Origin of the sequence: Pseudescherichia sp., from assembly GCF_031987975.1 — a bacterium.
GTDB lineage: Bacteria > Pseudomonadota > Gammaproteobacteria > Enterobacterales > Enterobacteriaceae > Pseudescherichia.
In genome coordinates this window covers 307,016-318,934 of the sequence record NZ_DALZYX010000004.1, presented here as the reverse complement: position 1 = coordinate 318,934, position 11,919 = coordinate 307,016, and the positions used below count along the sequence as shown (strand labels likewise).

The 11,919-nt window shown below is 54.1% G+C and carries 12 protein-coding genes, 1 tRNA gene and 1 pseudogene; 8 read left to right on the top strand and 6 right to left on the bottom strand.

Features of this window, described 5'->3' with window-relative positions; genetic code table 11:
• Nucleotides 1-11: 11 nt before the first annotated feature.
• Both RTN40_RS09250 and RTN40_RS09245 read right to left on the bottom strand, forming a co-directional pair.
• Nucleotides 12-797: a hypothetical protein gene (locus RTN40_RS09250; protein ID WP_312228200.1), complete on the bottom strand. Its 786-nt coding sequence runs from the start codon at nt 795-797 to the stop codon at nt 12-14.
• Nucleotides 798-919: 122 nt separating this feature from the next.
• Nucleotides 920-2,188: an MFS transporter gene (locus tag RTN40_RS09245; RefSeq protein ID WP_312228199.1), complete on the bottom strand. Its 1,269-nt coding sequence runs from the start codon at nt 2,186-2,188 to the stop codon at nt 920-922.
• A 458-nt stretch (nt 2,189-2,646) separates the two neighbouring features.
• Here RTN40_RS09245 and RTN40_RS09240 point away from each other — a divergent pair, with 458 nt between their 5' ends.
• The 6 genes from RTN40_RS09240 to RTN40_RS09215 all read left to right on the top strand — a co-directional run bounded on the left by RTN40_RS09240 (nt 2,647) and on the right by RTN40_RS09215 (nt 6,971).
• A complete protein-coding gene (locus tag RTN40_RS09240; protein ID WP_312211686.1) occupies nt 2,647-3,324 on the top strand; it encodes a heavy metal response regulator transcription factor in 678 nt (225 codons plus the stop codon).
• A 27-nt stretch (nt 3,325-3,351) separates the two neighbouring features.
• Nucleotides 3,352-4,824, top strand: a complete 1,473-nt coding sequence (locus tag RTN40_RS09235) for a heavy metal sensor histidine kinase (RefSeq protein ID WP_312228198.1) — start codon at nt 3,352-3,354, stop codon at nt 4,822-4,824.
• Between the two features lie 56 nt (nt 4,825-4,880).
• A complete protein-coding gene (locus RTN40_RS09230) occupies nt 4,881-5,360 on the top strand; it encodes a cupin domain-containing protein (RefSeq protein WP_312228197.1) in 480 nt (159 codons plus the stop codon).
• Complete coding sequence (locus tag RTN40_RS09225) at nt 5,338-6,093, top strand: carboxymuconolactone decarboxylase family protein (RefSeq protein ID WP_312228196.1); 756 nt, start codon at nt 5,338-5,340, stop codon at nt 6,091-6,093. Before RTN40_RS09230 ends, RTN40_RS09225 begins: the two co-directional genes overlap by 23 nt.
• A 216-nt stretch (nt 6,094-6,309) precedes the next feature.
• Nucleotides 6,310-6,561 (top strand): DUF1471 domain-containing protein, encoded by a 252-nt coding sequence (locus tag RTN40_RS09220; RefSeq protein ID WP_312211689.1) that lies wholly within the window; start codon nt 6,310-6,312, stop codon nt 6,559-6,561.
• A gap of 56 nt (nt 6,562-6,617) precedes the next feature.
• Nucleotides 6,618-6,971: a helix-turn-helix domain-containing protein gene (locus RTN40_RS09215; RefSeq protein ID WP_312228195.1), complete on the top strand. Its 354-nt coding sequence runs from the start codon at nt 6,618-6,620 to the stop codon at nt 6,969-6,971.
• 13 nt (nt 6,972-6,984) lie between these two features.
• Here RTN40_RS09215 and RTN40_RS09210 read toward each other — a convergent pair whose 3' ends face one another.
• Entirely contained in the window at nt 6,985-7,386 is a 402-nt protein-coding gene (locus RTN40_RS09210; protein WP_312228194.1) for a hypothetical protein, read from the bottom strand.
• A gap of 11 nt (nt 7,387-7,397) precedes the next feature.
• A complete protein-coding gene (locus tag RTN40_RS09205; protein ID WP_312228193.1) occupies nt 7,398-7,751 on the bottom strand; it encodes a hypothetical protein in 354 nt (117 codons plus the stop codon).
• A 187-nt stretch (nt 7,752-7,938) separates the two neighbouring features.
• Between RTN40_RS09205 and bla the strand changes: the two genes are divergently transcribed.
• Nucleotides 7,939-8,793, top strand: coding sequence for a class A beta-lactamase (gene bla / locus RTN40_RS09200; RefSeq protein WP_409418520.1), 855 nt, complete (start codon nt 7,939-7,941; stop codon nt 8,791-8,793).
• A gap of 72 nt (nt 8,794-8,865) precedes the next feature.
• On the opposite strand, the pseudogene RTN40_RS09195 reads toward bla, so the two are convergent.
• Both RTN40_RS09195 and RTN40_RS09190 read right to left on the bottom strand, forming a co-directional pair.
• A pseudogene (locus tag RTN40_RS09195) lies at nt 8,866-9,893 on the bottom strand (virulence RhuM family protein).
• Between the two features lie 248 nt (nt 9,894-10,141).
• Nucleotides 10,142-10,236 (bottom strand) — tRNA-Sec (locus tag RTN40_RS09190).
• A 288-nt stretch (nt 10,237-10,524) separates the two neighbouring features.
• On the opposite strand from RTN40_RS09190, the gene RTN40_RS09185 reads away from it, so the two are divergent.
• The gene (locus RTN40_RS09185; RefSeq protein ID WP_312228192.1) at nt 10,525-11,919 is read left to right on the top strand and encodes a glycoside-pentoside-hexuronide family transporter; all 1,395 of its coding nucleotides are present in this window, start codon (nt 10,525-10,527) and stop codon (nt 11,917-11,919) included.

Here is an 11,919-nt window from a genome sequence, read left to right as displayed (position 1 = left end):
CATTAGCTGATTTATATCAGCAGGATACCTAGCGAGGCAGCAACGGGGCGCACATCATTGCCGCCGTGCTTCGCCCAGCTGTTAATAAAGCTGACAAAGTTTTTATCAGTAGAGGCATCCCACTCATTAAAATGCAGCACCGATTGCCAGTAGCGGCTATCGATATAGAATAGCTGTTCGCATAAATAGCAGGACACTGCTCGTAGTTTGATATGGCTATCGAGGTCCCAGATTTTGGTGATGCTTTTTATTTCAAATACCGGCAGATTAACGTTAATAAATTCCAGAATATCCCCGGTGGTAATACCCTGCGGCACCCCCTCCAGCAATTTTTCAAGACAGTGACGTATTTCTTGACGAAATGTCTCCAGCGCTGGATGTTTTACAAAGGGTAAACCGCTCCAGTTCTGGTAAATATTATTTAAGTTACTGAACGCGCCAGCCTCACAAATGGCCTCTTCAAACCACTTATGTTTGGTGGCCTTCGCCTTGTAAAAGTTACAATATGCGTGGCAGATCTCATGGGATAGCTGATAAACGATCTCTCCCCAATCGCGAGTGTCCTCGATCTTCAGGGTAATATGGTAACTCTCCCGCTCCTCCCGCGTATTCAGCGGAAAGAAAATCATGGGCGTCTTACTGTCTAAATCGTTCGTAACGATAATATCTTTATCAAGCTCATAACCCATCATGTCTACAAATGAGCGATAGGTCCCTTCCAGTATGATATGCAAAACATCTGAATCGATACCCTGCCACTGTGTCTTATCAGCAATAGCAACGTTCATTCGAGCCATCTTGTCATCCTTTGTCGATGTAGTTAACGAACAAGTGATACTTATAGCAACGAATGAAATTCTATACGAATTAAATGGTTTTTAATGAGCGCCAACAGCGGTTACCGATGGCGCTTTTTTACTCAGTAGGTTTCTTGCGCGATCAGGGTTTGAGCGGGTGTCTTAAGCAACATCCACAGCAGGATGGCACCGACCACGTCGAAGCCAGAGAGCACGGCAAATAGCGGGCTAAAGCCGACGGTATCGGCCAGCGCGCCCACGACCAGTGCAAACAAGGTGCTCGCCGTCCACGCTGCCATGCCGGTAAAGCCGTTGGCGGTTGCCACTTCGCCGGAGTCAAACATATCGGAAGAGAGGGTGATCAGCGCCCCGGAGAGCGACTGGTGGGCAAACCCGCCGACGCACAGCAGGCCAATCGCCACCATTGGGCTGCCGAACAGCCCCACCATGCCGGGCAAGATCATCAGTGCCGCGCCCATAGTGACTACCAGCTTACGGGAAACAATGATGTTAACGCCGAACAGTTTCTGGAACATCCCCGGTAGGTAGCCACCGACAATGCAACCCACGTCGGCAAATAGCATCGGGATCCAGGCAAACATGGCGATATCCTTCAGGCTAAAGCCGTAGGTATGCACCATAAACAGCGGGATCCAGGCGTTGAAAGTACCCCATGCCGGTTCGGCCAGAAAGCGCGGCAGCGCGATGCCCCAGAACTTACGCTGCTTCAGCAGCCGCCCAATGCGCACCTTCTCCACGTGCTCTTTCTCCGGCTGTCCGCCGGTAATGTAGAGATACTCCTCTTTGGAGAGGGATTTCGCCTTTGCCGGACGGTTGTAGGTGAAGAACCAGCCTGCGGCCCATAGTACGCTGGAGACGCCGACAATAATAAAGGCCAGCCGCCAGTCGCGCATAAAGATCGCCCAGGCTACCAGCGGGGGGGCAATCACCGCGCCAATAGAGGAGCCAACGTTAAAGTAGCCCACCGCTACAGAACGCTCCCGGTCCGGGAACCACTCGGTTACCGCTTTCAGCCCGGCGGGGATCATTGCGCTTTCGGCAAAGCCGCCGAGGCCGCGGAAAAACGCCAGGCCTGTCCAGCTGGTAGAGAACGACGCGCCAATACAGAACACGCCCCACAGCAGGCCGAAGATGGTATAGCCCATTTTGGTGCCGAGGGAGTCGAGGATATACCCCGCGATCGGCTGCGCAATGGTGTAGCAGGCCGAAAAGGTAGCAATAATCCAGGAGTACTGCTGCGTGGTGATGTGCAGATCGGTTTGTAGCGTCGGTGCCGCCGCCGAGATGGTGTTTCTGGTTAGATAGCAGAGAACGGTCCCGAGCGTCACCAGCGAAACCATAAACCAGCGCATGTGACCTGTTTTGCGCATACATACCCCTTTTTAAAGCAATAGACTGGCCGACCGCTGCAACGCAGCGGACAAAGAATTGAATAGAGATAGAGAGGAAAAACGGCGCTACGCAGAACGTCGGAAACGGTTATTGCCCAAGTTCGGGCTGGTATGTGTTATCTAGCTCACATTTTTAAGCAATGATGAACCGACGTTTCACTATTTTTAGTGATCTAACTCAATTTAGATGGCAAGTCGTGCTGAAAGAGGTTTAGTGTGTGATCGGCATCACACTTTGTAAGTAGATGGTAAGAACATCCTGAGTAACTCATGAACGCTATTCATAAGGTCATGCTTCTTTGCGCCATTTTCAAACGGGTGGGATCCGCTAACATTTCTGACAGAAATGTCAGGAGGCTGTCAGCCAGCCGTTGGTCGCGCTGACATAAGATGGCTCATCATGCCGCGCAGCGGCATAGCGAAAAAGGGTGCTGCGTATGCGACTGTTGCTGGTTGAAGATGAAGAGAAGACATCGACCTACCTCAGCCGCGCGCTGGGAGAGTCAGGCTTTACCGTCGATGTCTCCGCCAACGGTGCCGAGGGCCTGCACTACGCCCTGGAGTACGACTATGATGCCATCATTCTTGACGTCATGCTGCCGGGAATGGACGGCTACCGGGTGCTGGAGGGGCTGCGGGCCAGTAAGCAGACGCCGGTGCTGATGCTCTCGGCGCGCGGCTCGGTTGATGAACGCGTGAAAGGGCTGCGCCTTGGCGCGGATGACTATCTCCCCAAACCTTTTTCGCTGATTGAGCTGGTGGCCCGCATCCAGGCACTGGTGCGCCGCCGTTCAACGGAGGGCGCAGATATCACCCAGATCCACATTCACGACCTGCACCTCGATCTGCTGGCCCGTCGGGTATTCCGCGCCGGGGTCCGGCTGGAGCTGACCGCAAAAGAGTTCTCCCTGCTCAGCCTGCTGGCCCGTCACCAGGGGGAGATCCTGTCAAAAATGATGATTGCCGAGCAGGTGTGGGATATGAATTTCGACAGCGATGCCAACGTTGTCGAGGTCGCGATTAAGCGCCTGCGCGCCAAGATCGATATGCCATTCGAGGTCAAACTGCTGCATACCGTGCGCGGGATGGGCTATGTCCTTGAAATCCGCTCCTGATTTCCTCCTTAAGCGAGGGCGAAAAGTATGTTTAAACGCGCTATCTCCAGCCATCTGGCGCTAATGTTCGCCATAAGTGCCTTACTCATCGTAGCGGTATTTGGCATTGTGCTGAGAAGCTCTCTGCATGAGTCTCTGCAAAAGCAGATGCACAACGAGCTACTTTTTCGCGAATCCCTGATGCGGCCCTGGATTGCGTCGCGCACGTCAGCGGAGAGCTGGCCGGTACTGGCGAATAAGTTTACCGACTTGGCCAGCTCGGAGGGTGAGCGGGTTCGCTACTGGATCGTCAGCAACGATGCGCGTTTTAGCCTGGGCGGCGCACCACCGGTGGGCGTGAGCTGGCCCTCGCTGAAAGAGGGCGTCAATCAGGTACCGGGAGCCACCGGAGACGCCTGCTCGCTGTTCGTGCTGGTGAAAACGATCCCCGCCAGAGGCGAGCGGCCCGATCTGCGCTATGTGGTGGCTATCGACTCGACCCCCTATATGGGCACGCTGGAGGCCTTCACCCGTACGCTGATTATTATCATCGTCCTGGGGGTACCGATCGTGGCGCTGCTGGGCTTCGCTGTGGCAAGGGTGGGGCTGCGTCCGGTGGGCGCGCTCAGCGATCAGGCTCAGCACCTGGCACCGGGCGATCACGGCCAGCGGCTGGATGCAGAGGCGCTGCCGGAGGAGCTACGGCAGCTGGCGTCATCCTTCAACGGCGTGCTGGAGCGCCAGGAAGTAGCCTGGCGGCAGCTTGAGAGCTTTAACGCCGACGTAGCCCATGAGCTGCGCACGCCGCTCACCAATCTGATCGGCCAGACCCAGTTGGGACTATCCCGCAGGCGTTCGCTGGAGGAGCTTGAAGAGCTGCTCGGCTCAAATCTGGAGGAGCTGGAGCGGATGACCTCCATCGTTAACGATATGCTGTTCCTTTCTCATGCCCATGCAGGCGAGCACGCCTCCCAGCTGACTCAGGTCTCCCTGCGTGAGGAGACGCTAAAAACGGCCGAGTACGTCGAACCCTCTTTCGCTGAAAAGCAGCTCTCACTGCAGGTTGAAGGCGATGTGGTTGCGCATATTGACCGGCGGCTGTTCCATCGTTCGCTGGCAAATCTTCTGGAGAACGGCGCAAGACACTCTCCGCCCCAGAGCACGGTGATCGTCAGGTTAAGCGAAAGAGAAAATCAGGCCTGCGTGGCGGTATCTAACCCTGGCGACCCTATTGCGCCGGAGCATTTAGAGCGTCTGTTCGAACGCTTCTACCGGGTGGACTCTTCCCGCGCCAAAAGCGATACCCACCACGGGCTGGGCCTGGCGATCGTCCGCGCGGTGGCCATCATGCACCGGGGAGAAGCTTTTGCGCGCAGTGAAGGGGGAGTTAACACCTTTGGACTGACGTTTGCAGTCGCTGCCGATGATCCTTATCAGGAAAAGGACCCGTCCACAGAGGCCACGCCGGAGAGAGCGATAGAGGCATTAACTGACAAGATTGTCAGGCGCTCGTCAGCCTGACGACATCGACCCTTTGCCAGAATCAGAGTGACTTTTAACCCAAAAGGATGCACTGCATGATGAAAAAATTCAGCTGTCTCGGACTGTTACTGCCTCTTATCGCCTTCTCGTCTGTTGCCCAGCAGCAGGACACTCTGGTTCATATCGCACCCGCTGGCAGCCAAAAAGCGGTTCCTGGCCCAGCGGAGAACTTCACCGGTCAGGTTCGCGTTGAACCGCTGTTTGCAGCGGATAAGGATATCGGCGTATCGGGGGCGTATGTCACCTTCGAACCTGGCGCCCGCTCAGCCTGGCATACCCATCCGGCGGGGCAGCGGCTGGTTGTCACTTCCGGTACGGGGCTGACGCAGCAGGAGGGGCAGCCGGTGCGGGTGATAAAAACCGGTGATGTCGTACTGTGTCCGCCGGGGATTAAACACTGGCACGGTGCTGCGCCGGATAGCGCTATGACGCATCTTGCGTTAACCGGGATGGTAGAGGGTAAAGCGGCTGACTGGATGGAGAAGGTGACGGATGAACAATACCACGCACGTTAAAACCCTAGCGGTAGCGGCCTTGCTGATGTTCAGCGCGAATCAGGCTTTGGCTGCCGCCCCCGTAACTTCAGGAGCATCAGAAATGCAGGAACAACACACTACCGCCGAAACGCTCACCGCACGCCAGCAGGCTATTCCGTTGATTGCGGCGTCTATGGCGGTCGGCAATATGGAGAAGCTCAACGCCGCCCTTAACCAGGGGCTGGATGCGGGCCTGACGGTAAACGAGACCAAAGAGATCCTCGTTCAGCTCTATGCCTACACCGGCTTTCCCCGCAGCCTCAATGCGCTGGGTGAGCTGATGAAGGTGGTCGAGGCACGTAAAGCGCGCGGCATCAACGACGCGCAGGGTAAAGAGCCTTCCGCTCCCGTTCCCGTTGGCGATGAGCTTCGGCGCGTAGGCACGGCCAACCAGACCACTATATCCGGCGCACCGGTGCAGGGACCGCTGTTTGATTTCGCTCCGGTCATCAACCAGTTCCTGCAAACCCACCTCTTCGGCGATATCTTTGCCCGCGACAACCTGGACTGGCAGAGCCGCGAGCTGGCTACCGTCGGCGCGTTAGCCGCGATGCCGGGCGTGGAGTCTCAGCTGCTGGCTCACGTCAAAGCCAGCCTGCGGGTGGGGCTGAGCGCCGGCCAGCTACGCCAGCTTGCCCTGGGGCTGCGTAGCAACGGCGATGCCGATGCCGCCAATAGGGCGGAAAAAGCGCTGGAGCAGGCACAGAATTAATGAGCTGAACTAATTAGCTCAAGCAGATCTCGACTCTAATTATCGAGAGATACTCTCTGTCAAATTGTCATAGTTAAATAAAGTTAAGTAAAGCCTCGCTATTCTGACAGGGATGTCAGATAACCGTCAGTTTTCCGACAGGCGCACCGCCTATATTCATACCTGAGGGCAGCATCTCATTATCGATGAACATTTATTTTTAACGAGGTTATCGCTATGAAAAAATTAATGCTCGCAGCATTGCTGATGGGGTTTGGTTCATATAACGCAGCTATTGCCGCTGAACCGGTTGTCGATTCAACGGGTAAAGAGAAAATAGGCGTCGTCTCCGCCAGCAACGCTTACTCTCTGGACGATCTGTCAGAGGCGTTATCTCACGAGGCCAGTGAGAAAGGCGCGACCTCCTATAAAATCATATCAACCTCCGGTGACAACCGGATGCATGGCGTTGCGGAAATATACCGCTAGACCATGTGCGCAATTAATACCCTTATCCGCTGGCAATTTAACCGGAGCGTTAATTTATGGTAAAAACAGAAAATATCATTGAGGATATTGCCAGCTGGATAGAGCATAACCTGCATAAGCCGTTGAGAATTGAAGAGGTCGCCGCCCGGGCGGGCTACTCCAAATGGCATCTTCAGCGGATTTTTTCCCAGGTAATGCATATTAGCCTGGCGCAATATATTCGCGAGAAAAAGCTCAGCCAGGCGGCAAAGGATTTAATCGAGACCGAAGAGAGCATCATTACCATCTCCTGCAAATACGGTTTTGACTCTCAGCAGTCGTTTACCCGGGTCTTTTCAAAGCGTTATCAAATCCCGCCGTCGCGCTACCGTAACGTAAGACGTGGCGAGTTGTGGCAGGCTATTCGCTAATCCAGGTTAGCAGCTATTTTTTAGCAGGGCGTTTCATCCAGGCTGCGCGCATGACGGGCATAAACGTCGGCGGGATGATACCCATTTTTGGTAACGGGATCGTGACCGTGACGCCGGATGATGAATGAAACCATACATCGTTAAAAGGCAGTTTTTGCAACCTGTTCAGGTCAAACTTAGTCGGAACGCCAAGCCCGGCCGTATCCAGTTGATCATCAATGACAAACTCACCATCATAAATTTTACCGATCTGAGACGTCCCATAGGTGATAAGCACCGCATGAAGGTCGGTAAACACGTTCAGAACAAGCCCAGGGCGTGGGTACGGCCCCGGATTGCCTAAGTCCTCATCATGCGGGAATTTACACCAGAGGATGTCGCCAGCTGCCGGTAGAGGATTAAAGTTATGAGCCATATGCTTCCTGCTTATTTAAATAATGGCGAATCCAGGTCTTCGTCTGTGATTTCCATACCAGACAGTCGGTTAATGGCGGCATGCTGTTTGTCAGTCAGCGGGCCGTTATCCAATTCATAAGCCGGTAAAACGTCGTGCGCCAGGTAGCGCAACGCCTTATGGACTAACTCAGTCTGGTTAAGCTCCAGCGCTTCCATAAGCCGAGTGAAGGTTTCTTCGCTTACGCCGTACTCATTGTCACGCGCGCGCAGCTGGAAAAGAAACTTCTTCGGCGCAGCGGGTGCGCGGGTTTCCGCTTTGCTTTTAACGTTACGTGAACGGCGTTTAGCGGTCGCAATGGCGTTAGTTGCAGAACCAGGAGCCATGATTTACCTCTCTCTCTTATGACTATATGGAAAGTATATAGCACTAGCGTGATATTTTCTATATAGGTTGAATATAGCTAAAAGGATGCCGTGGTTTCATCTATTAAGCCCCGCCGTCGCGCTACCGTAACGTGAGACGAAGTATGCTAATGTCATGACATAACAGGTGGCGGAAAGGAATTCTGATGTGAAGCGCACTATCGGCGGGGTACTGTTTCTTCTTTGCGTGCTGTGCCAGCAGGCTCAGGCGATCAATACCGAAGGGCTACAGGCCTTTTTGAAGCAGGAGGAGGCGCGCCTGCCGGGTAAAATTGGCATGTCCATCGTCAGCGCCGAGGGCCAGCCGATTTTTGGCTACCGTCAGAGTGAACGTTTCCCCTTAACCAGCACTTTTAAAGTCCTCGCCTGTGCCGCGCTGCTCGATCGTCTGCATAAGACCTCTGGCTCGCTGAATGAGACAGTCACTATTAAGTCTGACGAACTGCTGAGCTACTCTCCGATCGCCAAAAACTATGTTGCCCCGGCGACCATTACCCTGCAAACCCTGTGCGCGGCGGCGGTGAGCTATAGCGATAATACGGCAGGCAACAGCATTTTGACTTACCTCGGCGGTCCTGAAGCGGTGACGCGCTTTATGCGTGAGAGCGGCGATACCGTCACCCGGCTGGATCGCACCGAGCCGACGCTCAATGAGGCCACGCCAGGAGATGAGCGCGACACCTCAACGCCAGAACGTATGGCAGCAGGAGTGCATAAGCTGCTGGCAACGCCGCTGCTAACCCCCTCGCATCGAACGGTGCTGGAAGGTTGGATGCGGGAGGATAAGGTGGCCGACAACCTGCTGCGCGCCGCTCTGCCCAAAGGCTGGACCATCGTGGATAAGACTGGCGCAGGCGGCTACGGCTCAAGGGCTATTATTGCCGCTGTGTATCCCATGGGGGAATCGCCTGTTTATATGGCGATCTACATCACCCAGACGAATGCCGAGATGAATGTGAGCGATGGGGTGGTTCGGAAGATTGGGGAAAGGGTGTTTCGGTGATGGGAATTAACCGCTGTGCTTTCAATAGCACAGCGGCATAATATATTTTAAAGATTTGATTATCGTTTAAGGCTAACTTTTGGGTTCTTTTTCCCACTGAATCAACGCAGCGATATCCTTCTCACCTTCAGCTTCTTTTAAGCGCCGTTGTTGCTCGGCAAAGTGACTATATTCTGTCTGCGCTTTTTCATCGGCTATTCTCTTGCTGATTTTACCTGCGCCTTGTAAGACATCGCGGTCGTTAAATTGTAGGAACTGATTCAGTTTGTCTTGCCATTCATGAAGAAAGATCTGCTTACGGCGACGGGCCTGATCTTCGGCAAAATCCAACCACATGTTAACTACGCGATTAAGTTCGCTGACCTCATCCTGGTAAGATAGTTTTTGGCTACCGTTACATCGCATTTACGTACCTCGTCGCCTTTGCAATTGGTTAAGCCCATATGCGGTTTATTGGCGTCAGCACGTTTGTGGATAAGTTCTGTGGCAGTGTGGCCGGTGCAAGCGAAATGCAGCTTGTTCTGGATGGTTTGGAAAAACTGTGTGGTTTCTTTCAGGGACGGCTGATAGTCGGCGGCTAACGCAAAGATCTCTCGCACCCGCAGATAAACCCGCCGTTCGCTGGCGCGGATATCACGGATGCGTTCGAGCATCTCATCAAAGTAGTCAGGCACAACGGATGAGCCAACAGGCGGATTTTTCAACCGCTCGTCGTCCATAACGAACCCTTTAATCAAATATTCTTGCAGCGTTTGGGTTGCCCACTGGCGGAATTGGACGCCGCGAGGAGAGCGGACGCGGTAACCTACAGCAAGAATAAGTGATAGGTTAAAATATTGAACCTGATAGTTTTTTCCATCAGCAGCAGTTGTTCGGTAAAACCGAACAACTGAATTTCCATCAAGTTCACCATCTTCGAAGATGTTCTTTATGTGACCGCTTATGGTTGCCTTAGCTTTGCCATAAAGTTCGCAAATCATTGCCTGAGAGAGCCACAGCGTATCGCTTTCGAAACGACACTCGATGCGTACTTTGCCATCACCACTGGTAAACATCAAAAATTCGCCTGCTGGTGATTGCGTTAAGTTTTCACCCGCCATAGCCCCTCCACGTTAGCTTCTCTAAGCACGTATCAATCTGCGTAGTATGCCAGAGATTTAGGATGAACCCTGCTGCGTTAGCACTTATCGCTCATTGCATCAAATAACGTTTCGTTCCTGGCTATCAGTTCGGGAGTACGGCTAACCTAATCCGATAAGAAGATCGATTGTGGAGGAATATAATTGGTAGTAAGTGCAGATATTGCAGGAGATTTTATCTGGAAGAGTGTATTTCAAAAGAAGCAAACTGGCGGAAGATCACAGGAGTCGAACCTGCCCGGGGCCGCTGGCGGTCCCAACTGGATTTGAAGTCCAGCCGCCTCACCGGAGACGACGATCTTCCGCGCCTGCATTGCTACATGGAGGCGGGCGCATTATAGCTACTTTCCTGCCTTTACACACATCTATTAGCGCTTTTTTCACTATCCCGTTTCGTTGCCATCCGTCGTTTTGGTTAAAACCCTATAGTTTCCGTAAGTTACAATCCAGTCCGCCTTTTTAGCCTACCGCGATCACAGAAAACAAGAATCGTAATTTGATAACCAGAAAACGGAATACCCGCGCCAGGAGGGATGGTTTACAACGACTGCAACCGGTCTCAGAACGTTTCCTTACCTGAAGGATAAGAAAAATGAAGAGTCAGATTATTTCTGTAAAGGAGAAGATTGGCTACGGCATGGGCGATGCCGCCAGCCATATCATCTTCGATAACGTCATGTTGTACATGATGTTTTTCTACACCGACATCTTTGGTATCCCTGCTGGCTTTGTCGGCACTATGTTCTTGCTGGCGCGCGCGCTGGACGCCATCTCAGATCCCTGCATGGGCCTGATTGCCGACCGAACCCGCAGCCGCTGGGGCAAGTTCCGCCCGTGGATATTGTTCGGCGCAATTCCCTTCGGCATCGTCTGCGTGCTGGCCTACACCACGCCGGACCTCAGCCACAGCGGCAAGCTGGTCTACGCCGCCGTCACCTATACGCTGCTGACGCTCCTCTACACCGTGGTTAATATTCCCTACTGTGCGCTCGGCGGGGTGATCACTAACGACCCAACTCAGCGTATCTCGCTCCAGTCCTGGCGCTTTGTGCTGGCGACGGCGGGCGGCATGCTCTCCACGGTGCTGATGATGCCGCTGGTGCATCTGATCGGCGGCGAGAATAAGGCGCTGGGCTTTCAGGGCGGCATCGCGGTGCTCTCGGTAGTGGCGTTCCTGATGCTCGCCTTCTGCTTCTTTACTACCCGCGAGCGTATCCAGGTGCCGCCGAGCACCACGCCGATGCGGGAAGATCTGCGCGATATCTGGAACAACGACCAGTGGCGCATCGTTGGCTTCCTGACGCTGTTAAATATCCTCGCGGTCTGCGTGCGTGGCGGGGCGATGATGTACTACGTTACCTGGATCCTCGGCCAGCCGGAGGTGTTTGTTGCCTTCCTCACAACCTACTGCGTCGGCAACCTAATCGGCAGCGCGCTGGCGAAACCGCTCACCGACTGGAAGTGCAAGGTTAGCGTTTTTTGGTGGACCAACGCGGCGTTGGCGGTCCTGAGTGTGGCGATGTTCTTCGTGCCGATGAGCGCCAGCCTCACCATGTTTGGTTTTATCTTCGTGATTGGCGTCCTGCACCAGCTGGTGACGCCGATCCAGTGGGTCATGATGTCCGACACCGTCGATTATGGCGAGTGGTGCAACGGCAAGCGTCTGACCGGGATCAGCTTCGCCGGCACATTGTTTGTGCTGAAGCTGGGCCTCGCTCTCGGCGGGGCGGTGATCGGCTGGGCGCTGGCGGGCGGCGGTTATGATGCAGCAGCGAAAGCGCAGAACGGCACCACCATTACCATCATTATTGCCCTCTTTACCCTCGTCCCGGCGGTCTGCTACCTGCTGAGCGCCATCGTTGCCAAACGCTTCTACACCCTGAAAACCCCATTCCTGACCGCCATGATGCAGCAGCTCGCCGTGGGCGCACGCCGCAACCAGCAGGCGTTTGACCAGGAATCGATCGGCAAAGAATTAACGCATTAA

Excerpts from the sequence above, each read along its gene's own strand:
- RTN40_RS09250 (WP_312228200.1), bottom strand. The coding sequence starts at position 797 with ATGGCTCGAATGAACGTTGCTATTGCTGATAAGACACAGTGGCAGGGT.
- RTN40_RS09245 (WP_312228199.1), bottom strand. The coding sequence starts at position 2,188 with ATGCGCAAAACAGGTCACATGCGCTGGTTTATGGTTTCGCTGGTGACG.
- RTN40_RS09240 (WP_312211686.1), top strand. The coding sequence starts at position 2,647 with ATGCGACTGTTGCTGGTTGAAGATGAAGAGAAGACATCGACCTACCTC.
- RTN40_RS09235 (WP_312228198.1), top strand. The coding sequence starts at position 3,352 with ATGTTTAAACGCGCTATCTCCAGCCATCTGGCGCTAATGTTCGCCATA.
- RTN40_RS09230 (WP_312228197.1), top strand. The coding sequence starts at position 4,881 with ATGATGAAAAAATTCAGCTGTCTCGGACTGTTACTGCCTCTTATCGCC.
- RTN40_RS09225 (WP_312228196.1), top strand. The coding sequence starts at position 5,338 with ATGAACAATACCACGCACGTTAAAACCCTAGCGGTAGCGGCCTTGCTG.
- RTN40_RS09220 (WP_312211689.1), top strand. The coding sequence starts at position 6,310 with ATGAAAAAATTAATGCTCGCAGCATTGCTGATGGGGTTTGGTTCATAT.
- RTN40_RS09215 (WP_312228195.1), top strand. The coding sequence starts at position 6,618 with ATGGTAAAAACAGAAAATATCATTGAGGATATTGCCAGCTGGATAGAG.
- RTN40_RS09210 (WP_312228194.1), bottom strand. The coding sequence starts at position 7,386 with ATGGCTCATAACTTTAATCCTCTACCGGCAGCTGGCGACATCCTCTGG.
- RTN40_RS09205 (WP_312228193.1), bottom strand. The coding sequence starts at position 7,751 with ATGGCTCCTGGTTCTGCAACTAACGCCATTGCGACCGCTAAACGCCGT.
- RTN40_RS09185 (WP_312228192.1), top strand. The coding sequence starts at position 10,525 with ATGAAGAGTCAGATTATTTCTGTAAAGGAGAAGATTGGCTACGGCATG.